This window comes from Achromobacter semiaridum (assembly GCF_053543755.1).
In genome coordinates, this window is record NZ_JBLVOL010000136.1 from 35,947 (window position 1) to 62,551 (window position 26,605).

Below are 26,605 nucleotides of genomic sequence, written 5' to 3' on the forward strand. Positions count from 1 at the left end.
GACGGGCTTCCAGGAAAGACGTACCCCGCGTAGTCGGCCAGGCGGGATCGTTGCAAAAACCGCATCGATAAGGCGCGATCATTGCTATCGGCTTTGTACCCGCGCCTGTCTATAGTCGATAGCCGTATTTCCCCCAAGCTTGTCTACGGAGAGACCGCAACATGGCTAACGTCCCATCGCCCATCAGCCCGGAACTGCTGCGCAATATGCGCGTATGGCGTCGCGACCTGCACGCCCATCCCGAAACCGCCTTCTGTGAATTCCGCACGGCCGACGTGGTGGCGCGCGAACTCGAGCGCGCGGGCGCCGTGGTGCATCGGGGGCTGGGCAAGACCGGCGTGGTGGGCACGCTGGCGCGGGGCACGGGGCCTGTGATCGGGCTGCGCGCCGACATGGATGCGCTGGACATGCAGGAATTGGGCGACGCGTCGCACCGTTCCACCATTGCCGGCAAGATGCACGGCTGCGGCCATGACGGGCATACGGCCATGCTGCTTGGCGCAGCGCATCACCTGGCCGCCGACCCGGGCTGGCGCGGCACGCTGCACCTGATCTTCCAGCCGGCCGAGGAACACGCGGGCGGTGGACTGGCCATGGTGCAGGACGGCTTGTTCGACCTTTTCCCCTGCGACGCGGTGTACGCGCTGCACAACTCGCCCAATCTGCCGTTCGGCACCGTGTCCACGCGGGTGGGCACGGTGATGGCGAACTGCGACACCTATGAAATCAACATCACCGGCAAGGGCTGCCACGCCGCGCAACCCGAGCACGGCATTGATCCCATCGTGGCGGCCGCCCAGCTGGTTACCGCCATGCAGGCCATCGTCAGCCGCAATGTGAAGCCCACCGATGCATTGGCGCTAAGCATCACCCAGATTCATGCCGGCGATACCTGGAACGTGGTGCCCAACAGCGTCATGTTGCGCGGCAGTTGCCGCACGCTGACCGCGGCCACGCGCGACCTTGCCGAGCGCCGCCTGCGCGAAGTGTGCGCGGGCGTGGCGGTGAGTACCGGCGCCGGTATCGATGTGCAAATGTTTCGCGGCTATCCGGCGTGCGTGAATACGGAAACCGAGGTGGGGCTGGCGGTCCACGCGGCGGCCCGCGTGGTGGGCGCGGACAAGGTCGATGCGGCTTGCACGCCACGCATGGGCTCGGAGGATTTTGCGTACATGCTGCAACAGCGCCCGGGCGCGTATGTGTTTGTCGGCGCCGGGCGTCCAGGCGTGGAGAATCCGCCCGTGCACAACCCTTATTACGATTTCAATGACGACATTCTGCCGCTGGGCGCGCACTACTGGGTGGAACTGGTGAAAGCGGCGATGCCGGTCTAAGGCGCCGGGGGCCGCGGCGCCGCCGATGCGACGGGCGCGCACCCGCGCACCAACGCCGCGCCCGCTTCCTCCGACACCGTGCGCAGATGCAGATCGCGCTGCGGGAAGGCGATTTCGATGCCGGCCTGGCGCAGCGCGTCGTACATGCGCGTCAACAGGTCGCTGCGGATGTCGATCCAGCGGTCGAAGTCATACGTCCACGCGCGCACGCTGAAGTCCAGCGTGCTGCTGCCGATGCCCATGAACAGTACCGTGGGCGCCGGGTCGGCGACGATGCCGGGTGTGTCGCGGGCGACGGCATCAAGCAGCGCGATCGCCTGGCGAGGGTCGGTGCCGTAGGCCAGGCCGATGCCGGCTTCGATGCGGCGGCTGCGGTCCAGCATGGTCCAGTTGGTCAGCTTGTCCGCCAGCAGCGTGCCGTTGGGCACGATCACGTCGGCGCCTTCGAATGTCTTGATGCGCGTGGCGCGCATGCCGATGTCGCGCACCTGGCCGGACGTGCCGCTGATCTCGACCACATCGCCCGGTTGGATCGGCCGTTCGAACATCAGGATCAGGCCCGATACGAAGTTGTTCACCACGCCTTGCAAGCCGAAGCCGATGCCCACGCCCAGCGCGCCAAACACGATGGTCAGCTGGCTGGTCTGGAAGCCCGCCGCCGACAGCGCAATGCCCAGGCCCAGCAGCAGCACCAGGTAGTACGACAGCGACGCAACGCTGTTGCCCACGCCACGCGGCAAGGCCATGCGGGTCAGCACTTCGTCGCGCAGGATCAGGCGAATGGTGCGCGCGGCCCAGAAAGCGATGATCACCGAAATAAAAAACAGCAGCACATTGCCCAGGCTGATGGTGATTTCACCGATGGTCAGCGTGTAGGACAGCACTTCGGTCGCGTAGGCATACGTGGCGCGCAGGATGCGAAAGCGGTCCATCGCGTAGACCGCCCAGCCCACGGCGGCCGTTGCGGTCAAGAGGCGGATCAGCAACTGCACCAGCGGCGGCGCGTGTTCGCGCGCCAGCCGGAAGCGCGAGATGCCTTGCCGGGTCAGCAGCAATTGCAGCAGGGTGATGATGACCGTCACGCCGGCGTACAGCACCAGCCCGAAGTAGCCGCAGCCGATCACCGCGCTGGTCAGCATTTCCGCCAGCGACACGTTGCCGAACACGTTCGCCACCAGTGATACGCAGAGCAAGGCCGCGGCGCCCCACGCGATGGCGCGCAAGATAGCGGCCAGCCGGACCGAGGCGGCGGGGTGAACCTGGTCGCGCGTGCGGCGCAGCAGCCACAGGATGGCGGCCAGCGCCAGCGCGGTCAGCGCCACGGTGGACAGGCGGTAGAACAGCGTGTTGGCCAGGAACAGAAAGCCCAGGCGCTCGGCCAGGAACAGCGCGGTGATCACGTGCGGCCACTGGTCCAGCTGGCGGCGCGCCGAAGGCGGCAGCAGGCGCAGCACCGGCGCGGCGGCCAGCACCAGCGCTACCTGCTGCACCATCAGGGGCGCGTCGGGCTCCAGCGCCAGCACGCCCAGCATCGACAGCAGCAACCAGGTGGACCAGGGGCGGCCCAACACGCCGGCGGCGGTCTCGCTCATGACGCCCGCGCGGATGGCGTCCCGGCTTTTTCTGGCTAGCCACAGCAGCAGCGGCAGCAGCAACAGTTGCAGCACATGCAGCGCGCGCTGGTTGCCGCTGCCGGCCGCGCCGTAGTCGCGCGCAAAGCGCACTTCGATGTCCAGGCCGGTGCGCAGCAGGGCCAGCGTGTCTTCGCCCGCGTCCTGCGTCCTGCCTGCATCCCAGAGTGGCGGCGAATCGATGCGCATCAGCCGCGCGTCGATATCGTTGATGGCATCACTGACCGCGCGCTGGCCCGCCTTGATGCGTTCTTCGATGGCGTTGGCGCGCTGCTCAAGCTGGGCCTGGCGCGATAGCGGGCCGGACAAGGCCTGCGCCGCCGCCGTCAGCTGTGCCTGGACGGCATCCACCCGGTCGGCCAACGCCGGCGGCAGCCCGGCGGCCGAGGAAGAATCCTTGATGGCTTGCCACGCGGCGCGGCGACGCAGCAGTTCGGCGGCGTCGCTGGCGTACCAGGCGGTGGCTTGGCGCAGCTCTGTCTGCCAGCGCGCCAGCCGGTTGGCGTCAAAGACCCAATGCCGCTCCAGGCTTTCCACGCGCATGATGGGCAGCGTGCGCAGTTGGGCAGGCTGGAACTCGTAGAGTTTCTCGTCGGCGGATTTGCCGATGGCTTCAAGCGCGGGACCCAGCGTGGCGTCGGGGTCGGCCACCGCTACGCGCTGCATCACCCCTTCGGCATAGCGGGTGTCGCTATCGGCCCGCAGGGGAATGTCCGCCATCTGGATGGCGGCGGGTGGGGCAGGTGGGGATGGGGAAGGCGGGTCGGCGACCGCCACGCGGGCGGCGGCCAAGGCCAGCAAGCCTAGGGAACATCCGAACAGGTACTTGAGGACTCTGGCTCGGACGCGCATGTCGCGACTCCGTGGGGATGCTGCGAGGCGGGGGGCAATCCACTCTAGCGCATCACCAGTCCGCCGTCCACGAACAGCACTTGCCCCGTCATGAAGCCGCTCCAGTCGGACGCCAGGAACAGCACCGGCCCGGCGACGTCCTCGGGGCGGGCGATGCGCCGCAGCGGCGTGGCCGCGATCAGCTGTTCACGAAACGATTCCGGCGTGGCGCCGCTGGCGTCGGTCGGGTAGACCAGGCCGGGGGCCACGCAATTGACGCGCACGCCATACGGCCCCAGCTCGACCGCCAGGTTGCGGCTGAACGCCACCAGCGCGGCCTTGGCAGTGGTGTAGTCGTGGTACGGCACGACCGGATGCTCGACCAGATTGCTGGCGATGTTGACGATGCAGCCCTGCGCGCGCTGTTTGAAATGCGGCATTGCGGCACGGCACACGTTGAACGCTGCACCCACGGCGCCATCAAACTGCGATTGATAGTCTTGCCATTGCAGCGCATCGAAAGCGGTACGCTGGCGGGGGTCGAACGCGTAGGGCCGCAAGGCATTGTTGACGACGATGTCCAGGCGGCCGGCGTCTTGCACGATGCCATCGACCATGGCGCGCACGGCGTCGGGCACGCCGACGTCAGCCTGCACGGCCCAGGCATCGCCGCCGGCGGCCTGGCATTGCGCCACCACGCCGTCGGCCGCTGCCGTGTTGCGCAAATAATTGACCACCACGGTGGCGCCTTCACGCGCGAAGCTGCGCGCGATTTCGGCGCCGATGCCCCGGCTGGCGCCCGTCACCAGCACCACCTTGCCTGCAAACTTCAACGCAGCATTCATGTCATGCCTCCGGCAGCAAGTGGGTGTCGACAACGGCGGCGATGTCGATGGGTTGTTTGATGAGGCCCAACGCGCGGTAAGCGTCCGCCGCCTGTTGCAGCAAGCCGATATCGATGGTGCCCAACGGCCTGCCACCGGACGCCTGGGAGGCGGCGTTGCGCAGCCGGATCACTTCCAGGTTGACGGCAAGGTCGGTGCCGTCAAGGGCGCGCTTGCCGGCCAGTTGGGCCGCTTCTTCGGGATGCGCGATCATCCAGGCGGCGCTGTCGCGATAAGCCTTCAGGAAGGCGCGCAGCAGCGGCCGCTTTTGCGGCAATGCCGACTCGCGCACGACGAACAGGTCGCTGGACACGTTCAACGTGTCGCTGACCTGCATCACGTTGACCTCGCCCAGGCCGCGCTTGCGCCCCACCAGCAAGCCGGTGTCGGTGGCGGCGGTGGCGTCCACCTGGCCTTGCAGCAGCGGCGCAAAGTTCAGCACGCCGGTGACGACGATTTCAACGTCGGCTTCGGTCAGCCCGGCCTGATGCAGCATGACCAGCAGGTTCTGGCGCGTGCCGCTGGACAGGCTGTAGACGCCGATGCGCTTGCCCTTCAAGTCGGCCGGCCGCGTGATGTTGGCCGACTTCAACGACACCACGTTGAAGACGTTTTGCGGATAGATGTCGTAGATGGCGCGCAGTTTTTCGCCCTTGTCCAACGCCATGAAAAACGAGCCGGGGTCGGTAAAGGCCACGTCGGCCTGGCCGCTGAGCAGGTTGCGGATGGCGTCGCCACCGCCCGCCCCGGGCAAGTAGACAAGGTTCACGCCCTGCGCCTTGAAGAAGCCCTTGTCCGGCTCAGCCAGCAGGTTGGTGATTTCGCTGATGGGCTTGCTCCAGCCAGCCAGGGTGATGGTGCCGGTCGGCGCGCCTTGGGCGTGCACCGCCCACGGCGCCAGGGACGTGGCGGCAAGGCCGGCGGCGGCGGTCAGCAAGCTGCGGCGGGCAGGGGACGAAAGCATGGGTGGGGTCCGGATGAAAGTCATGATTGATCGGCGTAGGGACGCAGCAGGCGTCGTTCCAGCATCAGCGTGGCCTGATAGCCCAGCAGCCCGATGGCGGCAATGGCGGTCAGTGCGGCGAACATCAGGGGCGTGTCCATCATGCCTTGCGCGGCAATGATGACGGCGCCCAAACCCCGGCTGGCGCCTATGAATTCGCCCACCACGGCGCCGACCAATGCCAGCACCAGCGCCACGCGCAGGCCCGCCAGAATGCCCGGCAGGCCGGCGGGCAGCTTCAGCCGCAGCAAGGTTTGCGCGCGCGTGGCGCCCAGCATGCGAAACAGTTGCAGCCGGTTCGGATCGACCTGACGCAAGCTGGTCAGCGTGTTTTCCATCAAGGGGAAAAAGCAGATCAGCGCGGTCATGACCACCGTGGGCGCCATGCCGAAACCGAACCACACCACGAACAGCGGCGCCAGCGCCAGCTTGGGGACAACCTGGCTGACGATCACGTAGGGCTTGAGCACGCGGTCCAGCAGGGCCGATTCGGCCAATGCAATGCCGATGCCCAGGCCCGCCGCGCCGCCGATCGCCAGGCCCAGCAGCATCTCGGCAAGCGTCGCGCCGATGTGTGGCCACAGGTAGCCGGTGGCCAGACTGGTCCACAAGGTCTGCGCGATGGCGGATGGGGCCGGCAGCACCAATGCCGAGATACCGGCCTGGCGCACGGTGAATTCCCAGACGCCAAGCAGCGCGATAAGCAGCGCCACCGCCAGCAGGCGGAATCGGAAGGCCGGCGTCATGGGCGCGCCCCGGTCATGAATTCGTACACCTGCGCGCAGGTGGCGTTGAACGCCGCGCCGTGTCGCATGGCTTGCGTGCGGGGCGCGGGCAGGTCCACCGGCAGGTCGGCCAGCATGCGGCCCTGGTGCATGACGGCCACGCGGTCGCCCAGGTAGACGGCTTCGCTGATGTCGTGCGTGACGAACAGCACGGTGGTATTGCGCAGGCGGCACATGCGCAGCAGGTCGTCTTGCAACTCGCCGCGCGTGATGGCGTCCAGCGCGGCAAAGGGTTCGTCCAGCAACAGCAAGGCCGGTTCAAGGATCAGCGCGCGGGCCAGCGCCACGCGGCTTTGCTGGCCGCCGGACAGTTGGCGGGGATAGTGCTGCGCGTGGTCGGACAGGCCCAGCATGGAAAGCAGATCGTGCGCGTGCCGGGTGTCTTCAGGCAGCGGCCGGCGTTGCAACGACACGGGCAGCAGCACGTTGTCGATCACATGTTGCCAATCCAGCAGCGTCGGCGCCTGGAATACATAGCCCAGTTGCGGGCCGGGCGCCGCAGGCGTGCCGTCTTGCAGCACCACGCGGCCGGACTGCGGGGTCAACAAACCGGCGGCAAGTTTCAGCAGCGTGGTCTTGCCGCAGCCGCTGCGGCCAACCAGGCAATGAAAGCCGCCGGCTTGCAGGCGCCAGTCGATACCGTGCACGATGGGCGCGCGGCCGGGGTAGGTGTAGACCGCCCCGTCGATGTGCAGGAAGGGGCGGGACGCGTCCGCAATCATGGTTCGTACGACGCGTAGGGGTCGGCGGCGGTTTCGGCGGACTGTTCGATTTCGGTCATGCGCACCAGGTCCAGCAAGTTGAAGCGGCCGTCGTGATGCCAGCCGGCCTCGGGCATGCTCATCGCCCCAATCGCGCTGACGCGGGTAACGCCCACCGCGCCCAGTTGATCGGCCAGGCGATACAGCTCTTCGGGCGTCGCGGCCACGCCCGCCGTTTGCAGGTAGTGGCGGTGGGGCGCCACGTGCGCCGCCACGTCATCCAGGGCGTCGATGCCCGCCACCACGATGCTGCGTTGCAGGGCCGTGGGCGATAGCGTGGGGGCGGCATCAACATAAGAGACTGCCCAAGCGGCGTCGGGGTCGCCGATCAATGCGTCGGCATCGTGGGACGGCAAGTGCCATTCGATGGACTGCCGCCATTTGGCCACCGCAGCCGATTCGGCCAGGTCCAATGGGCGGCGGGGAAAGCGGCGATGCAGATTGGCCAGCTCGCCCGCCAGGTAAGCCGCAAAGTCGCGCGGCGCTACCTGGCCGCCGCGCTGCACGTAAAAAATCTGCGGCGAATAACAGCCTTGCTGGTCGTAGCGCATCACATCCCATGCCGCACGGCGTGCCAGGGCGGGGGCCTTTTGGGCGTCCAGCGCGGCTGCGCTGACCACGCCGAAGCCCAGCTTGTGGCCATGCGGCAGAAAGCGCGTCGTAACGGGCAGGCGGCGCTGGATGGCATGCAGCGCGTCGTTGCCGCCATACGCCACCACGGTATCGGCCTGCGCGTACAGCGCGGCGGCGTCGTCCTCGCCCGCGCCGCGCCACCAGACCACGGCCAGGCAGTCGGCCAGCGGCGGGTGCACCTGGGCCAACAGGTGCGCGAACCAGCCGGCAAACAGCGGTTCGGCGCTGGGCAGCTTGCCGATATTGCCGGCCTTGACGAGCAGACCGCAGATCAGGCTCCACAACGCCAGCGCGGGCACGTTGCCGGCCCAGCTGTGCACCAGCAATTGCGGGCCGTGGGCGCGCACCGCGCCGCCCTTGGCCGCCGGTTGAAAGCCGTCCAGCACCTTGGGGTTGGCAAAGTCCTCGGCCACAAAGCGATGCAGCTGTGGCGCGCGGAAGGTCTTGAAAAAGCCGGTCAGGCCCAGCCGCACCATTTGCGCGTCATAGCCGCTGACGATCGGCAACAGCGCGTCGGCTTGTTGCCGGACCGGGTCGTCAGGATCCAGCAGCCGGGCAATGGCGCGATCAATCACGTTGATGATTTCCGACACCGTCATCGTCTTCAGATGCCGGGCGCTGGCCTGCTTGACGCGTTCGGCCAGCGCTTGCATCTGTGACGCGGTCAGCACCGGCACGGCCACGTCCACGCGCCGGCCGTTCTGCTCGAAAGGCAGGGTCTGCCATTGGACATCGGCCGAAGCCAGCCCCGGCAGGTATCCCGCTTGGACCCGTTGCACGCTCATGGCCGCGCAGACTGAATGAATGCTTCGACGGCCAGCGAGCAGCCCTTCGCTTGCGCGCCTTCGGCACGGCCCAACAGCAAAAAGCCGCCATCGGCCGGTTGCCCGACGTCTTCGGTGAGGATGGTGCTGACCGAGTTGAAGTTGCCCAGGTCGCAGTGCGCCAGAATGCCGCGTTCGCCCGCGGGCACGGTCCGGCCGGTCGCCGGGTCGACCAGGCGCGAGCGGATCCAGTGCGGCCCCGATTTCACGGACGGGACCGTGGCATTGCCGTCGTCGTAAAACTGAGTGCTGAGTTCGGTCATGCCGTACATGTTGATGCACAGCGCTCGCGGCACGCCCAGCAGCTCGGAAAGCTCGGCATAAAAGGTGTCCAGCGGCAGCTCGCGCGACTGGCCCTTGTAGCCGCCGGTATCCAGAATGCGGCTGCCCGGCGGCAAATGGAACGTGCGGCCCGCCTTGCGCAGCGCATCGATCACATGCACGAAGCTGAAGCTGGCGCCCAGCAGCGCGTAGGGCCGGCCATCGCTTTCGGCCTTTTCCAGGCGGCGCAACAACCCATCCAGGTCGATGCCCTGCGGCGACATGAAATAGCGGCTGTCTTCGGTGCCGAACGCGGTCATGGCCAGCGCCAGATAATGCGCCAGCGACGAATTGGGCATGGCGACTTCGTCCGGAAACAGAATGCCCATCGGCAGGCGCGGCGTGCCCTGCATGACGCGCGCGGCGAAATTGCGCGTCATGGACAGGTCGTAGACGTCCAGATGCGGGTGAAAGTGCCGGCCGCGCATATCGGCGCGCGTGGTGCCGCTGGTCATGAAGACACGCTCGTCGGGCCGTGGCGCCTCGCAACGCAGCTCCATCGCCTTGAAGGCGTCGATGGGCACGGCGGGAATGTCGCTCCAGGTCTTCACATTGCGCACGGTGGCGCCGCGCCGCTGGCAAAACGCGCGATACGGCGCGTTGGCGCCATATTGATACGCAAAAAGCCGCAGCGCCAACTGGTCGAACTGCGCGTCGGTGCAGCCGTCCTGGGCAATGAATTCAAGAATTTCCGCGACGGGCGGGGCAGCGTTGTTCATGGGCGTTCGTAGATTCCGGTACAAGGAAGCTCCGAAGCCCGCCCGCGCAAGCGGCGCAAAGGCGCGGCAGGGTCGGACGATTGCTCTTCTTACGCCGGCATGAACCGGGTCAAGTTCGCGGGTCTGAATCTCAGCACTGGCGTGCACCCCGGAGCGAAGGCAATGTTAACCCGCTCTAGGGTTCGCCGCTTAGGTCGAATCCTTGCTGACCATCCATTCGGAAGGCTGCGGGGTCATAACCGCTGGCCAGGACGATGGAACGCACCTGGCATACGCCAGCCTCGCGTAGCCGTTCGCAGTATTTGTGCAGCGAGGAAGCGTCCTCATTGAGGACAAAGGGAATGCGCTCGTGACAAGCCTGGGCAATGAGTTTGATGTCATCACGCGCAACTGCGCGCCCGGTGCCATCGCCCCTTGGGCCCAGCGCATTCCACAATTGGGCGGCTCGCTGCCCGTGCGGGATGTTGAACGGCAGGTGGCGAAACTTTTGCAGTGGTAAGTCGGTCAGTGCTTGCTTGATGCCGAATTCTGCTGCAACGACTGCCGAAAAATAAATCGGCAGAGACTCGTCGAGCATCTGCCGGAAGTACCGGGTGGCAATTTGGTGGTTGGGGCGAGTCGCGTCGACGAGCGAGATCAGATAGCTGGTATCCAGCAACACTGCTGCCGTCATGAGTCGTCGCCACGCAGTGATTCAACCCATCGTGTTGCGTCGGGTACGTCCGCCCAGGCCGCGGTGCCTTTGCGTACCATTCGCTGGAATTCATCGTCGTCGTACGCGGGGTGGTGCACCTCAAACGAGCGCAGATTCAAATTGCGCAATTCACCGGTTCGTAAATTCTCTTCAGCGGTCACGTGCAGCAAGGCTGGGCGATAGAGGCGATTTTCGCTCTCCTGTGCCAGTAATTGCTGAGTGGCGGCTACCGTAAGCGATTTGCCATTTTCAAGCACAAGGTGAACGTTCGCTTTGGTCTTGCCGCCCCAGTCCACGATTTTGCCGTGTAAGTACTTTTCCACGGTTACCCAAATATCGACGGATTGTTTGAAGTCTGACTGGGCATTGACGATCGTCAGCGCGCGCCGCGTGTTGTCTTCAAGGGCGTAAACACGATCGGGATTGTTGCGTGCCTGGGCTTGCCAGCGCTCGATGACCGCCGCGCGCCGGGGATCAATGGCTTCGAGAGAATTCGGGACGGCTAAGCGTTCCACATCGGCCCAGAGCGTTGATGCCGCCAACAACCCTTCGGCGACTAAAACCAGCGACCCTTCTTCTATCGACACCAGCACTGCGGCCGGGTTGACCTCTCGAGTGGACCCTTGCAGAAAGTCGCTGACGTCTTTTTGAAACTCGCCAAGCAGGCTCAAGGGAACAGCCTTTGGGCCCACATCAACGCCGTTGATGCGGTCGCGCACAGCGAAGCGAAGATTGGCGGCCGGTTTCATACCGACGATTGTAGACCTCGTGCCCGGCTTTTTTGCCGGCATGTAATATTTTGCAAGCGGGCGCCGAGGCGGGGGTAAACGCCAGAATTTGGACGTAAAAAAATCCCCACAGCGGTGGAGATCAGGAGGGCTGGTGGCCTGGGGCGGAATCGAACCACCGACACAAGGATTTTCAATCCTCTGCTCTACCGACTGAGCTACCAGGCCAACACGTACTCGGTGCAAAAAGCCCAGCGCGGCGGCTGGGCTTTTTTGGGACTTGATATGGCTATCGAAATCCCAATAATTCTTTTGGTGGCCTGGGGCGGAATCGAACCACCGACACAAGGATTTTCAATCCTCTGCTCTACCGACTGAGCTACCAGGCCAACACGTACTCGGTGCAAAAAGCCCAGCGCGGCGGCTGGGCTTTTTTGGGACTTGATATGGCTATCGAAATCCCAATAATTCTTTTGGTGGCCTGGGGCGGAATCGAACCACCGACACAAGGATTTTCAATCCTCTGCTCTACCGACTGAGCTACCAGGCCAACACGTACTCGGTGCAAAAAGCCCAGCGCGGCGGCTGGGCTTTTTTGGGACTTGATATGGCTATCGAAATCCCAATAATTCTTTTGGTGGCCTGGGGCGGAATCGAACCACCGACACAAGGATTTTCAATCCTCTGCTCTACCGACTGAGCTACCAGGCCAACACGTACTCGGTGCAAAAAGCCCAGCGCGGCGGCTGGGCTTTTTTGGGACTTGATATGGCTATCGAAATCCCAATAATTCTTTTGGTGGCCTGGGGCGGAATCGAACCACCGACACAAGGATTTTCAATCCTCTGCTCTACCGACTGAGCTACCAGGCCAACGAAGTCCGCAACTATACACAATTTTTTTTGCCCACGCCAGCCGCAGGGGCAGATCCGCCAACTATTTTTCGCCCCGCCGCGCCTGCCAACTGTTGGGTGAATGGAACGGAAGGTGCGACGCAGGGTCGCGCAAGCGGGCGCAAGTGGGCTGGGGATAACCCGCAGGGGTATAATCTTCGAGTTAATTTCGTGGCAGTTCTTTACGCATCCACATGTCGGTAGCTGTCCTTGCCTTCGGTCTGAACCACACGTCCGCGCCGGTTTCGGTTCGCGAACGCGTGTCCATGCCCGTCGATCTGGTCAAGCCTGCGCTGGAAGGCCTGCGTTCGGCATTCGGCGGTTCCGTTCGTGAAGCCGCCATCCTGTCCACCTGTAATCGCACCGAAATCTATTGCGCGGCGGACGGTCACGTCGCTGATCAATTGCCCGCCTGGCTGGCTGAACATAACCGCCTGGACGCCGGCACGCTGCGCCCGCACCTGTACCGCCATCATCAAGACGACGCCGTCCGTCACGCTTTTCGCGTGGCCAGCGGGCTGGATTCCATGGTGCTGGGTGAAACCCAGATCGTGGGGCAGATGAAAGACGCCGTGCGCGCCGCCGGCGAAGCCGGCTCGCTGGGCACCTTGCTGCATCAGATGTTCCAGCGCACGTTCTCGGTGGCCAAGGAAGTGCGGTCGCAGACCGCCATCGGCGCGCAATCGGTGTCCATGGCCGCCGCCGCCGTCCGCCTGGCCGAGCGCGTGTTCGGCAACCTGGACCAGGCCCGCACGCTGTTCATCGGCGCGGGCGAAATGATTGAACTGTGCGCCACTCACTTCGCCGCGCAACGCCCGCGCAGCATGGTGGTGGCCAACCGCACGGCCGAGCGCGCCGAAATCCTGGCCAACCGTTTTTCGGCCAGCACCATGAAGCTGTCCGACCTGACGGATCGCCTGTCGGAGTTCGACGTCATCGTCTCCTGTACGGCAAGCTCCCTGCCCATCCTCGGCCTGGGGATGGTGGAACGGGCTACGCGCCTGCGCCGCCACCGCCCCATGGTCATGATCGACCTGGCCGTGCCCCGCGACATCGAACCTGAAGTCGGCCGCCTGGATGATGTCTATCTGTATTCGGTGGACGATCTGGGCCGGCTGGTGCAAACCGGCACCGACGCGCGCCGCGCCGCCGTGGTGCAGGCCGAAGCGATTATCGAAACCCGCGTCCAGGGCTTCATGCACTGGATGCAGTCCCGCGAAGTGGTGCCCGTTATCCGCGACCTGCACCAGGCCGCCGAAGACGTCCGCGCCGCTGAACTGGAACGCGCGCGCCGCCTGCTGGCGCGTGGCGAATCGCCCGAAGCCGTGCTGGAACAGCTGGCGCACGGGTTGACGCAAAAATACCTGCACGGCCCGCTGGCGGCGTTGAACCGCAGCGAAGGCGACGACCGCAAGCAGCTGCTTGCCTGGATGCCGCGCCTGTTCCCCGGCCGCGATTCCCGCCGTTAGCGAATCTGCCCCACGTCCCGCCTCCTGGCGGGCGTTCGTCTTGTGGGCGCCCGCTATTCCCGTTTTCTCTTTGGTCATTCCCCCATGAAATCTTCCATGCGCAGCCGGCTGGAGCATCTGTGTAACCGCCTGACCGAGGTGGACGCGTTGCTGGCCCAACCGGAAACCGCGTCCGATATGGACCGTTTTCGCAAGCTCTCGCGCGAACGCGCAGAGCTTGAGCCCGTGGTCGAAGCGTTCACCGCGTTCGCCCGCACCGAAGAAGACCTGGCGACGGCGCAGGAAATGCTGTCCGACCCCGACATGAAAGCCATGGCCGAAGAGGAAATCAAATCGGGCCGAGGCAAGCTGGAAGGCCTGGAAAGCGCGTTGCAGCTTCTGTTGCTGCCGCGCGACCCCAACGACGGGCGCAGCGTGTTCCTGGAAATCCGCGCGGGCACGGGCGGCGACGAAAGCGCGCTGTTCTCGGGCGACCTGCTGCGCATGTACACCCGCTATGCGGAAGCGCGCGGCTGGCGCGTCGAGCTGATGTCGGAAAGCGCCTCGGAATTGGGCGGCTACAAGGAAGTGATTGCGCGCATTGACGGCGACGGCGCCTACGGCCGCCTGAAGTTCGAATCCGGCGCACACCGCGTGCAGCGCGTGCCGGCCACCGAAGCGCAAGGCCGCATCCACACGTCGGCCTGCACCGTGGCCGTGATGGCGGAAGCCGACGAGATGTCGGAAATCGTCATCAACGCCAACGACCTGCGCATCGACACGTTCCGCGCCAGCGGTGCGGGCGGCCAGCACATCAACAAGACCGATTCGGCGGTGCGCATCACCCACTTGCCGACCGGACTGGTGGTGGAATGCCAGGATGATCGCTCGCAGCACCGCAACAAGGACAAGGCCATGCAGGTGCTGGCCGCGCGCCTGAAAGACAAGGAAACGCGCGAGCGCCAAAGCAAGGAAGCCGCCGAGCGCAAGAGCCTGATCGGCACGGGCGACCGCTCCGAGCGCATCCGCACCTATAACTTTCCGCAGGGCCGCGTGACGGACCACCGTATCAACCTGACGCTGTACAAGTTGCAGCAGATCATGGAAGGCGACCTGGAAGAGCTGACCGGCGCGCTGATCGCCGAGCATCAGGCCGAGCAGTTGGCGGCGCTGGGCGACGACCTCTGACGCGCGCGCCATGACGACGCCCCGGCTCAAAAGCCTGCTGCTCGACACCCGCCTGCCGCGCCTGGAAGTGCGGATGCTGCTTGAGCACGTGCTGCAAAAGCCGCGTGCATGGCTGCTGGCGCACGACACCGACCCGCTGGACCCCGACGTTGCTGCCGCCTTCAACGCGTTGCTGGTGCGCCGGCTGGCGGGCGAACCGATGGCATATCTGCTGGGCCACCGCGAGTTCATGGGTCACCGATTCACCGTGACGCCCGACGTGCTGATTCCCCGTCCCGACACCGAAGTGCTGGTGGAAACCGCGCTGGAGTGCGTGGCGGGTATCTCCGGGCCTGCCGTGCTGGACCTGGGCACGGGCAGCGGCGCCATCGCCATTTCCATCGCCCTGGCCCGACGCGATGCGCGCGTGATGGCGTCCGACGTCAGCGCCGCCGCGCTGAAGGTGGCGGCGGCCAACGCGTGGGATCTGACCGCATCGGTGCGTTTCGTGGAAGGCAGCTGGTTCGATGCGGTGCCGGCCGGCGAGGGTTTCGATCTGATCGTGTCCAACCCGCCCTATGTGGCCAGCAACGACCCGCATCTGGACCAGGGCGATCTGCGCTTTGAACCTCGCGGTGCGCTGACCGACGGCGCGAGCGGGTTGCAAGACCTTAACCGCATCGTGATGGGCGCCGGCCAGCACCTCAGGCCGGGTGGCGCGCTGTGGCTGGAACACGGCTGGGACCAGGCGCAGGCGGTACGCCGCTTGCTGGCCGATGCCGGGTTCGAGAACGTGCACAGCCGCCATGACCTGGCCGGCATCGAACGAATTTCCGGCGGACGCCGGCCTGCCGCGCGCGGTTGAGCCGGGCCGTCTGTTACAAGAGTTTGGCGCGGAAAACGCGTTTGGCCTGACCCGCTTCCGGGGATTTCGGGCGGATTTTTCCGCTGTACCTATAATTGGCGTATTCCGTTATGCCTGTCCAAGAGACCACCATGAGCGACGTTCAAGAATTCATCCGCGAAACCGTGACCCAGCACCCCGTTGTGCTGTTCATGAAGGGCACCGCCCAATTCCCGCAGTGCGGCTTTTCCGGCAAGGCCATTCAAATCCTGAAGGGCTGTGGCGTGAAGAAGTTGGTCACCGTCAATGTGCTGGAAGACGACGAAGTCCGCCAGGGCATCAAGGAATTTTCCAGCTGGCCCACCATTCCCCAGCTGTACGTGGCCGGCGAATTCATCGGCGGCTCGGACATCATGAACGAGATGAATGAATCCGGCGAACTGAAGACGCTGCTGGAGCAATCCGGCGCCACGGCTTAACGCCGCGATGCGGCGGCTTGTTATCGGCATCACCGGCGCCACCGGCGCGTTGTACGCGGTGCGCATGCTGCAAGCCCTGCGCGGCGTGGAAGATGTCGAGACGCATCTGGTGGTGTCCGCCTCGGGGGTGCTGAACATCAAGCACGAGCTTGATGTCAGCCGCCACGATGTCTACGCGCTGGCCGACCACGTGCATTCGGTGCGCGACGTGGGCGCCACGCTGGCCAGCGGCGCGTTCCAGACCGCCGGCATGGTGATCGTGCCGTGTTCGATGCGCACGTTGGCGGCAGTGGCGCATGGCCTGTCCGACAACCTCATCACGCGCGCGGCCGACGTCACCTTGAAGGAACGCCGGCGGCTGGTGATGCTGGTGCGCGAAACGCCCTTCAACCTGGCGCACCTGCGCAACATGACCGCCGTGACCGAAATGGGCGGCATCGTGTTTCCGCCGCTGCCGGCCTTCTATCACCGCCCGTCGTCCATTGAAGAAATGGTGGATCACACCGTGGCGCGCGTGCTGGAATTGTTCGACATCATCGTGCCCGGCCCGCATTGGGAAGGCATGAAGTAGGCAAGTTGCTGCCAGTGTGCCGCGTGAAGTGAAACAGCCCCGCATGTGAACTGACCCCCGAAAGTTGGACGAAATCCAACCTTCGGGGGTTTTTGCATGGTGGCGGCGGCGCGGGCTTACTCGACCAGCCCCAAGCCATTGAGCGCTGCCAGGTTTTCCGGCCAATGGCGCGCGCGGGCGTTTTGCAATTCGATGCGCGCCCAGGCCATCCAGCCCGACCACTCGATGCGCTTGTCCCACGCCGTGCCCCACGCCTGCAAGGCGGCCAGGCCCGCCGCGGCATGCGTTTGGGCCGCGTCGAAATCGCCCGTGGTCAGCGCCAGTTGCGCCAGCAGCAAACGCGGTTCGCCCACCCACGGGTTATGCGCCACGGCCGCTTCCAGCAGATGGCGCGCGCTGTCCATTTCCGTCAGCGGGTGCATGCGCGTGATGACCTGCCAATACAGCGCGCTGGCGGCGGCTTCGTCGCGCGGGCTGAGCGTGGCGCGGCACGCGTCGAAGGCGGGCGGAACGGGGATGCCGGTATCGGCCGGCATGCCGGACAAGGGCGCCAGCAAGTGCGACAGCATCGACAGGATGTTTGACGGCGGCTTCAGCGGCCCCGGCCACAACGACGATGCCCAGTTGGTTTTCAGATCACGCCGCTGCTGCCTCGGATAACCGGCAAAGATCTCGTCTTGCCAGCTGTGCCACTGTTCGCCGATGTCGGCGGCGGACACGACGATGAACGCGGCGACCTGGCGCGGCGTCAACGTAAACACGTGCCCGTCAGCGCCTTCAAGCGTCATGCCTGCACCGCCCGTACCCTGGCCCGCCAGCACGGTCTGCACGAACGTCGTGCGGGGCATGGCGCAGAACAGGCTGACCCATTCCTCGGCTTCGTCGCCCAGCACGTTGCGCAAGGTCTCGCGTTCGCGCTCGCGGTCGAACAAGGTCAGGTCCACGTATTCGTTGCCATATACGCTGTGGAACAAGCCCAGCATGCGCACTTCGCGCGGCTGGTTCCACAAGGCCAGCGTGCGGTACACGCCCAGCAGATGGTGCTTGAAGGTGCCGGCCTTGTGCCAGTCTTCACCGGCACTGCGGGCGAACAGCAAGTCCAGCAACGCGGGCAAGTCCGCGTCGATGGCCTGGTAGTGGTCGGCAAGCAGCGCGCGCGCGTGGGGGTGAAGTTCGGCGGATGTGGACATGGCGTGAATGCGGGTGATTGATGGCAGCTGCTATTGTGTCCGCATGAGGCGGGCTTGTCATGGCGCGGTGCTTTATACGATTTCGCGCATATCAATATGAATATTCATCGCTTCCGGTTTTGTAGGGCGCTGCATAGAATCGCGGGTCATTCTTTCTACTTCCAGAGATCCCTATGCGCCACATGCGCCTTCGCCATTCCCTCGCCGTATTCGCCGCCGTGCTCGGTTTTGCCGGCACCCAAGCCATGGCGCAGGACGCCGAACTGAAGGTAGGGGTCACCGTCGGCCCGCACGCGCAGATCGGCGAAGTCGTGCAGCAGGTGGCGGCCAAGCAGGGCCTGAAAGTGAAGTTGATTGAATTCAGCGATTTCATCCAGCCCAACGCCGCGCTGGACGCCAAGGAACTTGACCTGAACATCTATCAGCACAAACCTTTTCTTGACTCGCAGAACAAGGCGCGCGGCTACAAGCTGGTGCCGGTGGCCACCGCCGTGGTGCAGCAGATGGGCATCTATTCCAAGCGCTTGAAGTCGCTGGATGACCTGCCGCAAGGCGGCAAGGTGGCGATACCCAATGACCCCACCAACGGCGCCCGCGCGCTGCTGGTGTTGCAGGCGGCCAAGCTCATCAAGCTCAAGGACGGGGTGACGGTGACGGCGTCGCTGTTCGACATCGTCGAGAACCCCAAGCAGCTGAAGTTCATCGAGATCGAAGCGGCCCAGCTGCCGCATTCGTTGTCGGACGTGGACGCGGCGGCGGTCAACTCGGCCTACGCCATCCCGGCGGGGCTGTCGCCCGCCAAGGACGCGCTGGCGCTGGAAAGCAAGGACGCGCCCTTTGCCGCCGTGGTGATCGCCGCGCGTGAAGACAACAAGAGCGACCCGCGCATTGCGCGCTTCATCAAGGCGTACCAGTCGGACGAGGTGAAGGCGTTTGTGGCCAAGCAGTTTCCGGGAGCCTACTCCACCTCCTGGTAAGGCGTAGCGGCTGCGTCCTGCGTCCTGCGCCCGGGCGCGGCGTCGGCAATCAGGCGTATTTCCCCGTCAGCCCGCCGTCCACGACCAGCTCGGTGCCGGTGATGTACGACGCCTCGTCCGACGCCAAAAAAGCCACCGCTTTCGCCACTTCCCACGGCGTGCCCATGCGGCCCATCGGCACTTGCTTGTCGCGCGCGGCCAGCGCGGCTTGCAGGTTGTCGGGGTCGAACATGCGCGCCACGTTCTGCGCCACGCGCGGCGTGTCGATCAGCCCGGGGATCACGGTATTCACACGGATGCCGTCAGCGGCATATTGCTGCGCCGCCATGCGCGCAAAGTGAATGACGGCGGCCTTGCTGACGCTGTAGGCCAGGTGCGGGTAACCGGTGTACCGGATGCCTGCAATGGACGACACCGTGACGATGGCGCCGCCGGCCTGTTGCCGCATCACGGGCGCCAGCAGGCGCGTGGCGATCAGCAAACTGGTCACGTTCACCTGCTGGATGCGGTCCCAGTCTTGCAGCGAAATATCCTCGGGCCCGCCCACCTTGCCGATGCCCGCATTGGCTTGCAGGATGTCGATGCGACCATAGCGGCGCAGCGCGGCGTCCACCGCTGCCTGCATGGCGTCCGGGTCGGCCACGTCCGCCTGCACGGCCAGGGCGCTGCCGCCGATTTTTTCCACTTCATGGGCGGCATCCTGCGCAGCCGCCAGGTTCACGTCCAGCGCCACGATGGCTGCGCCTTGCCGCGCCATCGTCACGCAACTGGCACGGCCGATGCTCCAGCCGCTGGCGGACGCGCCTGCGCCGGCCACCAGCGCAACCTTGCCCGCCAGTCGGGTATCGGTGCCCTGCGCCGCCGTCATGCCGGTTCCCCGTCCTCGTGCTGATGCGTCTTGCCCTTGCCGACGTAAGGGATGGCGTGGTCGATGGTTTCCCAGATGTAGCGGCCCGACGGGCTTTGCTGTTCTTCCGCCACGTGCGACACCAGGCCGGCCGCGCGCGAGATCACGGCAAAGCCGCGCATCAGATTCGTGGGTACGCCGATTTCGCTAAGCAACGCGGCCACCGCGCCCGTGGCGTTGATGGTGATGTGCTTGCCATAGGTCTCGTCCACGGCGGCGGCCAGCAGGCGCAGCGCGTTCAGCGACGCGCCCTCCAGGTCCGGCTCGGCCTCGGCCAGCGCCAGCAGCTTGATGGAACGCGGGTCGTCGGGCTTGTGCAGATGGTGGCCAAAGCCGGGCAGCGCCTGGCGCTGTTCGCGGAATTCGCGCGCGATGGCCAGCGCTTCGGCACGGCCGTCCGCCGCCTGCTTGATGCGGTCCAACAGGCGCGAGCAATTTTCCATGGTGCCCACGAATTGGCTGCCCACCGCCATCAAGCCGGACGCCACCGCGCCTTGCAGGTTTTCGGGGGCGCTCATGTAGATCAGGCGCGTGGCGATGGCGCTGGGCGTCATGCCATGTTCCATTAGCGTGACCAGCACCGCGTCCACGATGCGCATGTCCACCGGGCGCGCGTCGCGGCCCAGGATCTGCATGATCATGACTTCGGTAAAGGTCTTCTTGCCGATCAGGTCGTCAACCAGATCGACGTCGCGATACGACATGCCGGTCAGGTGATGGGCGCAAAGGCGGGTTTCAGGTGGGTTCATGGCGTCTCCTTTTGTGCGGCGTCGCGCACGGCATTCTTCAGGACCTTGCCTACGCTGGAGCGTGGCAGGCTGTCGTGGATATGGAATTGCTTGGGCGTGGCGACTGGCCCCAACAGCGCGCGCACATGCGCCTTCAGCGCGTCGGTATCGGCCTGGGCGCCGGGGTGGAACTGCACGGCGGCGTGCACGGCTTCGCCCCATTTGTCGTCGGGCAGGCCGAACACCGAGCATTCGTACACGGCCGGGTGCGAGGACAGCGCGTTCTCGACATCGACCGGGTACACGTTGAAGCCGCCGGTGATGATGACGTCGCGCAGCCGGTCTTTCAGGAACAGATAGCCGCGTGCGTCGATCAGGCCCGTGTCGCCGGTGTGCAGCCAGCCGTCCACCAGGGTTTCGGCGGTTTTCTCGGGCAGGCGCCAGTAGCCCGTCATCGTCAGGTCGCCCTGCACCACGACTTCGCCGATTTCACCGCGCGGCAACAGCGTGCCGTCGGGCGCCATGATGGCCACGTCGGACAGCCACGTCGCCCGCCCGACCGAGGCGCGGTTGCGCGGGTCGTTCAAGTCCGACGGGCGCAGCACGGTGGCGATTTGGGGCGCTTCGGTCTGGCCATAGGTGGTGCCCAGCACGGGGCCGAAGAAGTCGCGCGCGCGGTCTATTTTTTCGGGCGGCATCGGCGCGCCGCCGTAGATCAGGTTGCGCAGCTTGGGAAAGTCGGCGCGCGTCACGCCGTCCTGCGCCATGATCATGTAGATCAGCGTGGGCGGCATGAAGCTCAGCGTGCCGCCGCGCTGGCGAAACGCGGCGGTGATGGTGGCCGGCGTGACGCTGTCCAACAGCAGGTGCGCGCCGCCGCAGGCCAGTATGGGCAGCATGTAGGTGCCCGTGCCGTGCGTGATGGGCGCGGACACCACGTAGCGGTCCTCGCACGTCAGCTGCCAGCTGGCGATCTGGTTGATGATGCCGGCGTTCCACGCGCGGTATGGTTGCATGACGCCCTTGGGCAGCCCGGTGGTGCCACCCGTGAACTTGATGGCCTGCGTGGCGTCACGGGACAGCGCGTGGCGCGTGGGCTCGTGTCCGGCGTACCGACGCAGCAGCGCGTTCAGGCGCGGGCTTGCGCCAGTGCGGTTGCTCGTGCCCTGGTCGCTGCCCGTGGAGGCGTCGGCGTCAGTGGCTGCCCCCATGTCAGCGTCCGCCCCTTCATCGTCAAGATGAATGCGTGCGCCGTCCGCCCACGGCGCCAGCGGGTCGCCGGTGGCGTCCACGATGACGATGGACGGCGTGGTCGCATCCAGGATGCGCCCGATCTCGCGCGCGGTGCTGCGATAGTTAAGCGGGACCCAGATCTTTCCGCTGGCCAGCACGGCCAGCAGCGCCAGGATGTGCCGCGCGGAATTTCCGGCGCACAGGGCCACGCGCGTTTGCGGTTCGGGGTCCAGGTCTTGCAACGCGGCCGCCAGGGCGCGGGTACGGGCGGCCAGTTCGGCGTAAGTCACCGTGCCTTCGGGCCCGTCCAGCGCAATGCGTTCGGGATACTGCTCGGCCGCGCGGAAAAAGAAATCGATCGGGTACACCCTGTGCTCCTGAAAACTAGTTGGCCTTGATGTCGGCGCGTTTGACGACGGCGGCCCATTTGTCGATTTCGCTGTCGATCTTCTTGGCGAAGGTCTCCGGCGTGTTGGGCGCGGCCGGCGCGTAGAAACCGGCCTGCTTGTAGGACGCCTGCAAGGCGGGGCTGGCCAGTGCCTGGTTCAGCGCTTCGTTCAGGCGCGCGATGACGGGTTGCGGCGTGCCGTCGGGCGCGACCAGGCCAAACCACGATTCCACGTCAAAGCCCGGCAAGCCGGATTCAGCCAGCGTGGGCACGTCCGGCGTGGCGGGCAGGCGCTGCGGCGACGTCACGCCAATTGCTCGCAGCTTGCCGGCCTGCACGTGCGGCAAGGACGAGGGCAGGTTGTCGAACATGGAATCGACCTGGCCGCCCAAGAGGTCGGCCACGGCCGGGCCGCTGCCGCGATACGGCACATGCAGGATGTCGGTGCCCGTTTCCATCTTGAACAGCTCGCAAGACAGGTGAATGGACGAGCCGCTGCCGGACGATGCGCAGGTCAGCTTGCCCGGATGCACGCGGGCATAGGCGATGTATTCCTGCACCGTCTTGACCGGCACCTTGGGATTGACCACCAGAATGTTCGGAATGGTCGCGACCAGCCCGACCGGTTTGAAGTCCTTGATGAAGTCGTAGTTCAGCTGGCTGTACAGGCTGCGGTTGATCGTGTTGGCGATGGACCCCACGTACAAGGTGTAGCCATCAGGCGCGGCGCGCGACACGATCTCCGCGCCGATATTGCTGTTGGCGCCCGTCTTGTTTTCCACGACGAAAGTCTGGCCCAGCGCCTCGGACAGCGACTTGGCCATCAAGCGCGCGACGATATCGGTGGCGCCGCCGGCCGCGTAGCCCACCACCAGCGTGACGGGGCGGTCGGGGTAGGGCTTGGCGGCCACGGCAGGGGCGCTGGCGACCAGCGCGCTGCCCAGGGTCACCGCAAAGGCGGCAAGCCGCCTTGTGAATGCAGTCTTCATGAATGTCTCCGTCCTGTTTTGTCTAATATTTGGACAGATCTTCGTCTGCCCGTTTTGATATTGGGCTTTGATGCAGGCGTCAGCAACGCAGGGTGTCCAAAATATGAACAAAGCGGAATCGGAGTCGGCATTGCAGTCCTCGGGGCCCGTGGTCTTGCGCCGGGGCCTGCGGGTGCTAGGGGTGTTGCGGCAAGCGGGGGCGGGGGGCATGCACGTCACCGACATCGCTCGCGCGGCGGGTATGCAGCGCTCTACCGCGTATCGCTACCTGGAAGTGCTGGTGCAGGAAGGCTATGCGCTGCGCGAGTCCGAGGCGCCGCGCTGGCGCATCGCGGAACTGGGCGTGATGATGGCGGGCGACCCGCATGCGCAGGCTGTGCGCGGCCTGCGGCCGGTGCTGCGCCAGATCAGCGACGTAACGGGGGATTCCGCCTTTCTGATTTGCCGCGCGGCAAACGATTCGCTATGCCTGCATCGCGAAGTGGGCAATTACCCGGTGCAGGTGTTGGCGGTAACGGTGGGGCACCGCCAGCCGTTGGGCGTGGGCGCGGCCGGCCTGGCGTTGCTGGCGGCACTGCCGCCGGCCGAGGCCGATGAAGTGGTGACGCAAAACGAAAAGGCCTTGCGCGCCTATGGCGGCATGACGGGTGTGCAGATGCGGCGGCTGGTCGAGAACACGCGCGACCGGGGTTGGTCGGTGGTGGGCAACGCGGCGGTGCCCGGCGTGCTGGGTGTTGGCGTCGCCGTGTGCGACGTCAACGGTTATCCGCGACTGGCGGTCAGCGTATCCAGCCTGATCGACCGGATGCAGGCGCCGCGCCAGCGCAGCATTGCGGAACTGATCCGCGGCCAGCTGGCGCAAGACGACATCAAGCCGCGGCCGGGGTCGGCGCGCGATACGTCTTCTGGTAGTGCACCGTGAACGTATTGAACGCGTCCAGCGCCTTTTTGGGGTCGTGGCCCGGCTTGACCAGAAAGCTGCTGAAGCCGACGCGCGCCTGGTAGTGGATGGTGTCGATCATCACGTCGCCCACCGCGCGCAGTTCGCCCGTCCAGTGGTATTGCGTGCGCAAAAGCTGCGCCAGCGAATAGCCACGGCCGTCGGTGTAGTTGGGAAAGTCCACGGCGATGAAGGCGATACCGGAGGGGTCCAGCGTGCCGTCGGGCTCAGCCAGCTCACGCAGGTCGGCGTCGGGTTCCAGCAGCACGGCCACGGGATGCTTGTGGCGGCGCAAGGTGGCGCGCGAGGTTTTCCAGATGGAAAGCGGCACGATCCAGCCGGGCTCGTCGGTGGGCACCTGGCCCTCGGCGGCCACTTCGGGTTCGGGCACGAAGGGACGCGCGGTGTCGGCTTGCAGGCGGCCGTCACGAATCAGGTGCGGGCCGGGGGCGTCGTGGGCGTAGAGGTCAGGCATGGGCGGGTTCGGCGCTTTGTACGGGTTTGGCGAAGGCGGGATCGGCGTAGACGTCCTGCTTGAAGGGGTCGATGCCGACGCGGTCCACCACATCGATGAAGCGTTCGGTTTCGCTGTCGCGCAGGCCCAGGTAGGTGCGGATCAGGCGGTCGACCACGCCGGGCACCTGGTCGCGTGCGAACGAGGGGCCGATGATGCGGCCCACGGCAGCGCCGCCGCCGCGCGTGGATTCCAGGTCGGGCAGGGGCTTGGCCGCGCCGTTCTGGCGGCCACCCAGCGTGACCTGATACCACTCTTCGCCGGCCTTATCGACGCCCAGGATGCCGATGTGCCCCACGTGGTGGTGGCCACAGGAATTGATGCAGCCGGAAATGTTCAGGTCTAGTTCGCCGATTTCGAACAGGTAGTCCAGGTCGTCGAATTGGCGTTGGATGGCTTCGGCCACGGGGATGGATACGGCGTTGGCCAGCGCGCAGAAGTCGCCGCCCGGACAGGCGATGATGTTGGTCAACAGGCCGACGTTGGGCGTGGCCAGGTTCAGCGCTTCCAGCTTCTGCCAGAGCTCGTGCAGGCGGGCGCGGCGCACGTCGGCCAGAATCAGGTTCTGTTCGTGCGAGACGCGCAATTCGCCGTAGCCATAGGCATCGGCCAGGTCGGCCACGGCGTCCATCTGGTCGGCGGTGATGTCGCCGGGCGGCACGCCGGTGGGTTTCAGCGAGACGGTGACGGCGGCGTAGCCCGCGACCTTGTGCGCATGCACGTTGGTGCGCAACCAGCGCGCAAAGCGCTTGTCGCCGGCGGCCAGCGCGTCGGTGTTGTCGGCATCTTGCGCGGCGGCGGCATCGTATTGCGGCCACACGAAGCGGGCCTTAATGCTGTCCACGAAGTCCTGGGTGATGGTGTCGGGGCCGTCTTTGATCAGCTGCCACTGTTCATCGACCTGCTGTGCATAGACCTCGGGCGTCAGGTCCTTGACCAGGATCTTGATGCGCGCCTTGTACTTGTTGTCGCGGCGGCCGTGCAGGTTATAGACGCGCAGCGCGGCTTGCAGGTAGGTCAGCAGGTGCTGCCATTGCACAAACGGGTTGATCAGCTTGCCGACGATGGGCGTGCGGCCCATGCCGCCGCCGACCCACACGCGAAAGCCAAGCTTGCCATCGCGTTCAACGGCTTGCAGGCCGATGTCGTGCACGCCGACGGCCGCGCGGTCTTGCACGGCGCCGCTGACGGCAATCTTGAATTTGCGCGGCAGGAAGGCAAATTCGGGGTGCAGCGTGGACCACTGGCGAATGATCTCGCACCACACCAGCGGGTCGACAAGTTCATCGGGCGCGACGCCGGCGAAGTGGTCGGTGGTGGTGTTGCGGATGCAGTTGCCGCTGGTCTGGATGGCGTGCATCTGCACGGTGGCCAGTTCGGCCAGGATGTCCGGCACGTCTTCCAGGCGGGGCCAGTTGAACTGGATGTTCTGGCGGGTGCTGAAGTGGCCGTAGCCACGATCCCATTTGCGGGCGATGTGAGCCAGCGTGCGCAGTTGGCGCGACGCCAGCATGCCGTAGGGAATAGCCACGCGCAGCATGGGGGCGTGGCGTTGGATGTACAGGCCGTTCTGCAGGCGCAGAACGCGGAATTCATCTTCGGTGAGCTGGCCGTCGAGGAAGCGGCGCGTCTGATCGGCAAACTGCGCCACTCGCTGCTCGACAAGCTGCTGGTCGACGGGGTCATACACGTACATGTCTACTGCCCTTGTGGTCTTCTCGGTCTATGCCCTGTAGCGTCCGGCGCGCAGCGTCGGAAAAGGGGATTCATAACCGTAACAGCCAGCAGACGGCAGCGTCTAAGTCATTCTCGTAATAAAGAAATAAGGCCCCCACGCTTCGCGCCTTCGGCGCTCTCTGCCCCCCAAGGGGGCGTTTCCTCCCTTGGGGCGGCCCGGCGGGAGGAATAAGGCCCCCACGCTTCGCGCCTTCGGCGCTCTCTGCCCCCCAAGGGGGCGTTTCCTCCCTTGGGGCGGCCCGGCGGGAGGAATAAGGCTCCCACGCTTCGCGCCCTTCGTGCGCTCTCTGCCCCCCAAGGGGGCGTTTCCTCCCTTGGGGCGGCCCGGCGGGGGGAATAAGGCCCCCACGCTTCGCGCCTTCGGCGCTCTCTGCCCCCCAAGGGGGCGTTTCCTCCCTTGGGGCGGCCCGGCGGGAGGAATAAGGCCCCCACGCTTCGCGCCTTCGGCGCTC

24 protein-coding genes, 5 tRNA genes and 1 riboswitch are annotated in these 26,605 nt (G+C 65.6%); of the genes, 8 read left to right on the top strand and 21 right to left on the bottom strand.

The window, feature by feature from the left end:
* Positions 1 to 161 precede the first annotated feature (161 nt).
* Positions 162 to 1,334, top strand: a complete 1,173-nt coding sequence (locus ACNPP0_RS28275) for a M20 aminoacylase family protein (RefSeq protein WP_448707755.1) — start codon at positions 162 to 164, stop codon at positions 1,332 to 1,334.
* Here ACNPP0_RS28275 and ACNPP0_RS28280 read toward each other — a convergent pair.
* The 14 genes from ACNPP0_RS28280 to ACNPP0_RS28345 form a co-directional block, all read right to left on the bottom strand.
* A complete protein-coding gene (locus ACNPP0_RS28280; protein ID WP_448707756.1) occupies positions 1,331 to 3,817 on the bottom strand; it encodes a mechanosensitive ion channel family protein in 2,487 nt (828 codons plus the stop codon). The two genes, ACNPP0_RS28275 and ACNPP0_RS28280, sit on opposite strands and share 4 nt — an antisense overlap.
* 44 nt (positions 3,818 to 3,861) lie before the next feature.
* Positions 3,862 to 4,641: a 3-oxoacyl-ACP reductase gene (locus tag ACNPP0_RS28285; protein ID WP_332609874.1), complete on the bottom strand. Its 780-nt coding sequence runs from the start codon at positions 4,639 to 4,641 to the stop codon at positions 3,862 to 3,864.
* Between the two features lies 1 nt (position 4,642).
* On the bottom strand, positions 4,643 to 5,644 hold the full coding sequence (locus ACNPP0_RS28290; RefSeq protein ID WP_332609876.1) for an ABC transporter substrate-binding protein: 1,002 nt from the start codon (positions 5,642 to 5,644) through the stop codon (positions 4,643 to 4,645).
* Positions 5,645 to 5,664: 20 nt separating this feature from the next.
* On the bottom strand, positions 5,665 to 6,429 hold the full coding sequence (locus ACNPP0_RS28295; protein ID WP_332609878.1) for an ABC transporter permease: 765 nt from the start codon (positions 6,427 to 6,429) through the stop codon (positions 5,665 to 5,667).
* Complete coding sequence (locus ACNPP0_RS28300) at positions 6,426 to 7,190, bottom strand: ABC transporter ATP-binding protein (protein WP_448707757.1); 765 nt, start codon at positions 7,188 to 7,190, stop codon at positions 6,426 to 6,428. The genes ACNPP0_RS28295 and ACNPP0_RS28300 overlap by 4 nt, the downstream gene beginning before the upstream one ends.
* Entirely contained in the window at positions 7,187 to 8,647 is a 1,461-nt protein-coding gene (locus ACNPP0_RS28305) for an acyl-CoA reductase (RefSeq protein WP_448707758.1), read from the bottom strand. The genes ACNPP0_RS28300 and ACNPP0_RS28305 overlap by 4 nt, the downstream gene beginning before the upstream one ends.
* Complete coding sequence (locus tag ACNPP0_RS28310; RefSeq protein WP_448707759.1) at positions 8,644 to 9,726, bottom strand: LuxE/PaaK family acyltransferase; 1,083 nt, start codon at positions 9,724 to 9,726, stop codon at positions 8,644 to 8,646. Before ACNPP0_RS28310 ends, ACNPP0_RS28305 begins: the two co-directional genes overlap by 4 nt.
* Positions 9,727 to 9,795: 69 nt before the next feature.
* A riboswitch (TPP riboswitch) is annotated at positions 9,796 to 9,887 on the bottom strand.
* Positions 9,888 to 9,901: 14 nt separating this feature from the next.
* Complete coding sequence (locus ACNPP0_RS28315; RefSeq protein ID WP_046803236.1) at positions 9,902 to 10,399, bottom strand: hypothetical protein; 498 nt, start codon at positions 10,397 to 10,399, stop codon at positions 9,902 to 9,904.
* Positions 10,396 to 11,169, bottom strand: a complete 774-nt coding sequence (locus tag ACNPP0_RS28320) for a hypothetical protein (RefSeq protein ID WP_219991299.1) — start codon at positions 11,167 to 11,169, stop codon at positions 10,396 to 10,398. Before ACNPP0_RS28320 ends, ACNPP0_RS28315 begins: the two co-directional genes overlap by 4 nt.
* A gap of 131 nt (positions 11,170 to 11,300) precedes the next feature.
* Positions 11,301 to 11,376: transfer RNA gene (locus ACNPP0_RS28325), tRNA-Phe, on the bottom strand.
* Positions 11,377 to 11,461: 85 nt separating this feature from the next.
* A tRNA-Phe gene (locus ACNPP0_RS28330) sits at positions 11,462 to 11,537 on the bottom strand.
* 85 nt (positions 11,538 to 11,622) lie between these two features.
* Positions 11,623 to 11,698: transfer RNA gene (locus ACNPP0_RS28335), tRNA-Phe, on the bottom strand.
* 85 nt (positions 11,699 to 11,783) lie between these two features.
* Positions 11,784 to 11,859, bottom strand: a tRNA-Phe gene (locus tag ACNPP0_RS28340).
* An 85-nt stretch (positions 11,860 to 11,944) separates the two neighbouring features.
* Positions 11,945 to 12,020 (bottom strand) — tRNA-Phe (locus tag ACNPP0_RS28345).
* A 215-nt stretch (positions 12,021 to 12,235) separates the two neighbouring features.
* On the opposite strand from ACNPP0_RS28345, the gene hemA reads away from it, so the two are divergent.
* The 5 genes from hemA (at position 12,236) to ACNPP0_RS28370 (ending at position 16,550) form a co-directional block, all read left to right on the top strand.
* A complete protein-coding gene (gene hemA, locus ACNPP0_RS28350) occupies positions 12,236 to 13,510 on the top strand; it encodes a glutamyl-tRNA reductase (RefSeq protein ID WP_046803238.1) in 1,275 nt (424 codons plus the stop codon).
* Between the two features lie 84 nt (positions 13,511 to 13,594).
* The gene (gene prfA / locus ACNPP0_RS28355; RefSeq protein WP_332609884.1) at positions 13,595 to 14,677 is read left to right on the top strand and encodes a peptide chain release factor 1; all 1,083 of its coding nucleotides are present in this window, start codon (positions 13,595 to 13,597) and stop codon (positions 14,675 to 14,677) included.
* Positions 14,678 to 14,687: 10 nt separating this feature from the next.
* Entirely contained in the window at positions 14,688 to 15,521 is an 834-nt protein-coding gene (gene prmC / locus ACNPP0_RS28360; protein WP_448707760.1) for a peptide chain release factor N(5)-glutamine methyltransferase, read from the top strand.
* 131 nt (positions 15,522 to 15,652) lie between these two features.
* Complete coding sequence (gene grxD / locus ACNPP0_RS28365) at positions 15,653 to 15,979, top strand: Grx4 family monothiol glutaredoxin (protein ID WP_006227137.1); 327 nt, start codon at positions 15,653 to 15,655, stop codon at positions 15,977 to 15,979.
* Positions 15,980 to 15,986: 7 nt separating this feature from the next.
* On the top strand, positions 15,987 to 16,550 hold the full coding sequence (locus tag ACNPP0_RS28370; RefSeq protein WP_332609886.1) for a UbiX family flavin prenyltransferase: 564 nt from the start codon (positions 15,987 to 15,989) through the stop codon (positions 16,548 to 16,550).
* Between the two features lie 116 nt (positions 16,551 to 16,666).
* On the opposite strand, the gene ACNPP0_RS28375 is transcribed toward ACNPP0_RS28370, so the two are convergent.
* Positions 16,667 to 17,740 (bottom strand): DUF6817 domain-containing protein, encoded by a 1,074-nt coding sequence (locus ACNPP0_RS28375; protein WP_448707761.1) that lies wholly within the window; start codon positions 17,738 to 17,740, stop codon positions 16,667 to 16,669.
* Between the two features lie 182 nt (positions 17,741 to 17,922).
* On the opposite strand from ACNPP0_RS28375, the gene ACNPP0_RS28380 reads away from it, so the two are divergent.
* Positions 17,923 to 18,717 (top strand): MetQ/NlpA family ABC transporter substrate-binding protein, encoded by a 795-nt coding sequence (locus tag ACNPP0_RS28380; protein WP_448707771.1) that lies wholly within the window; start codon positions 17,923 to 17,925, stop codon positions 18,715 to 18,717.
* A gap of 49 nt (positions 18,718 to 18,766) precedes the next feature.
* Here ACNPP0_RS28380 and ACNPP0_RS28385 read toward each other — a convergent pair whose 3' ends face one another.
* Genes ACNPP0_RS28385 through ACNPP0_RS28400 form a run of 4 tightly spaced genes read right to left on the bottom strand, consistent with a single transcriptional unit; the run spans position 18,767 to position 22,962 of the window.
* Positions 18,767 to 19,585, bottom strand: a complete 819-nt coding sequence (locus ACNPP0_RS28385) for an SDR family NAD(P)-dependent oxidoreductase (RefSeq protein ID WP_448707762.1) — start codon at positions 19,583 to 19,585, stop codon at positions 18,767 to 18,769.
* Complete coding sequence (locus ACNPP0_RS28390) at positions 19,582 to 20,373, bottom strand: citryl-CoA lyase (protein WP_448707763.1); 792 nt, start codon at positions 20,371 to 20,373, stop codon at positions 19,582 to 19,584. Before ACNPP0_RS28390 ends, ACNPP0_RS28385 begins: the two co-directional genes overlap by 4 nt.
* A complete protein-coding gene (locus ACNPP0_RS28395; protein ID WP_448707764.1) occupies positions 20,370 to 21,953 on the bottom strand; it encodes a class I adenylate-forming enzyme family protein in 1,584 nt (527 codons plus the stop codon). Before ACNPP0_RS28395 ends, ACNPP0_RS28390 begins: the two co-directional genes overlap by 4 nt.
* Positions 21,954 to 21,969: 16 nt before the next feature.
* Entirely contained in the window at positions 21,970 to 22,962 is a 993-nt protein-coding gene (locus ACNPP0_RS28400; RefSeq protein ID WP_448707765.1) for a Bug family tripartite tricarboxylate transporter substrate binding protein, read from the bottom strand.
* A gap of 103 nt (positions 22,963 to 23,065) precedes the next feature.
* Between ACNPP0_RS28400 and ACNPP0_RS28405 the strand changes: the two genes are divergently transcribed.
* On the top strand, positions 23,066 to 23,884 hold the full coding sequence (locus tag ACNPP0_RS28405) for an IclR family transcriptional regulator (protein WP_448707766.1): 819 nt from the start codon (positions 23,066 to 23,068) through the stop codon (positions 23,882 to 23,884).
* Here the strand turns inward: ACNPP0_RS28405 and ACNPP0_RS28410 are convergent.
* Together ACNPP0_RS28410 and ACNPP0_RS28415 are read right to left on the bottom strand one after the other, a co-directional pair.
* On the bottom strand, positions 23,832 to 24,377 hold the full coding sequence (locus tag ACNPP0_RS28410) for a DUF934 domain-containing protein (protein ID WP_448707767.1): 546 nt from the start codon (positions 24,375 to 24,377) through the stop codon (positions 23,832 to 23,834). The two genes, ACNPP0_RS28405 and ACNPP0_RS28410, sit on opposite strands and share 53 nt — an antisense overlap.
* Entirely contained in the window at positions 24,370 to 26,112 is a 1,743-nt protein-coding gene (locus tag ACNPP0_RS28415; protein ID WP_448707768.1) for a nitrite/sulfite reductase, read from the bottom strand. Before ACNPP0_RS28415 ends, ACNPP0_RS28410 begins: the two co-directional genes overlap by 8 nt.
* Positions 26,113 to 26,605 lie beyond the last annotated feature (493 nt).

What these genes read in the sequence shown, in the direction of transcription:
- ACNPP0_RS28305 (WP_448707758.1), bottom strand. Translation starts at nt 8,647, where the DNA reads ATGAGCGTGCAACGGGTCCAAGCGGGATACCTGCCGGGGCTGGCTTCG.
- hemA (WP_046803238.1), top strand. Translation starts at nt 12,236, where the DNA reads ATGTCGGTAGCTGTCCTTGCCTTCGGTCTGAACCACACGTCCGCGCCG.
- ACNPP0_RS28290 (WP_332609876.1), bottom strand. Translation starts at nt 5,644, where the DNA reads ATGCTTTCGTCCCCTGCCCGCCGCAGCTTGCTGACCGCCGCCGCCGGC.
- ACNPP0_RS28385 (WP_448707762.1), bottom strand. Translation starts at nt 19,585, where the DNA reads ATGACGGCGGCGCAGGGCACCGATACCCGACTGGCGGGCAAGGTTGCG.
- ACNPP0_RS28415 (WP_448707768.1), bottom strand. Translation starts at nt 26,112, where the DNA reads ATGTACGTGTATGACCCCGTCGACCAGCAGCTTGTCGAGCAGCGAGTG.
- ACNPP0_RS28390 (WP_448707763.1), bottom strand. Translation starts at nt 20,373, where the DNA reads ATGAACCCACCTGAAACCCGCCTTTGCGCCCATCACCTGACCGGCATG.
- ACNPP0_RS28275 (WP_448707755.1), top strand. Translation starts at nt 162, where the DNA reads ATGGCTAACGTCCCATCGCCCATCAGCCCGGAACTGCTGCGCAATATG.
- ACNPP0_RS28300 (WP_448707757.1), bottom strand. Translation starts at nt 7,190, where the DNA reads ATGATTGCGGACGCGTCCCGCCCCTTCCTGCACATCGACGGGGCGGTC.
- ACNPP0_RS28320 (WP_219991299.1), bottom strand. Translation starts at nt 11,169, where the DNA reads ATGAAACCGGCCGCCAATCTTCGCTTCGCTGTGCGCGACCGCATCAAC.
- ACNPP0_RS28285 (WP_332609874.1), bottom strand. Translation starts at nt 4,641, where the DNA reads ATGAATGCTGCGTTGAAGTTTGCAGGCAAGGTGGTGCTGGTGACGGGC.
- ACNPP0_RS28375 (WP_448707761.1), bottom strand. Translation starts at nt 17,740, where the DNA reads ATGTCCACATCCGCCGAACTTCACCCCCACGCGCGCGCGCTGCTTGCC.
- ACNPP0_RS28370 (WP_332609886.1), top strand. Translation starts at nt 15,987, where the DNA reads ATGCGGCGGCTTGTTATCGGCATCACCGGCGCCACCGGCGCGTTGTAC.
- prmC (WP_448707760.1), top strand. Translation starts at nt 14,688, where the DNA reads ATGACGACGCCCCGGCTCAAAAGCCTGCTGCTCGACACCCGCCTGCCG.
- ACNPP0_RS28295 (WP_332609878.1), bottom strand. Translation starts at nt 6,429, where the DNA reads ATGACGCCGGCCTTCCGATTCCGCCTGCTGGCGGTGGCGCTGCTTATC.
- ACNPP0_RS28315 (WP_046803236.1), bottom strand. Translation starts at nt 10,399, where the DNA reads ATGACGGCAGCAGTGTTGCTGGATACCAGCTATCTGATCTCGCTCGTC.
- ACNPP0_RS28310 (WP_448707759.1), bottom strand. Translation starts at nt 9,726, where the DNA reads ATGAACAACGCTGCCCCGCCCGTCGCGGAAATTCTTGAATTCATTGCC.
- ACNPP0_RS28400 (WP_448707765.1), bottom strand. Translation starts at nt 22,962, where the DNA reads ATGAAGACTGCATTCACAAGGCGGCTTGCCGCCTTTGCGGTGACCCTG.
- ACNPP0_RS28410 (WP_448707767.1), bottom strand. Translation starts at nt 24,377, where the DNA reads ATGCCTGACCTCTACGCCCACGACGCCCCCGGCCCGCACCTGATTCGT.
- prfA (WP_332609884.1), top strand. Translation starts at nt 13,595, where the DNA reads ATGAAATCTTCCATGCGCAGCCGGCTGGAGCATCTGTGTAACCGCCTG.
- ACNPP0_RS28405 (WP_448707766.1), top strand. Translation starts at nt 23,066, where the DNA reads ATGAACAAAGCGGAATCGGAGTCGGCATTGCAGTCCTCGGGGCCCGTG.
- grxD (WP_006227137.1), top strand. Translation starts at nt 15,653, where the DNA reads ATGAGCGACGTTCAAGAATTCATCCGCGAAACCGTGACCCAGCACCCC.
- ACNPP0_RS28380 (WP_448707771.1), top strand. Translation starts at nt 17,923, where the DNA reads ATGCGCCTTCGCCATTCCCTCGCCGTATTCGCCGCCGTGCTCGGTTTT.
- ACNPP0_RS28280 (WP_448707756.1), bottom strand. Translation starts at nt 3,817, where the DNA reads ATGCGCGTCCGAGCCAGAGTCCTCAAGTACCTGTTCGGATGTTCCCTA.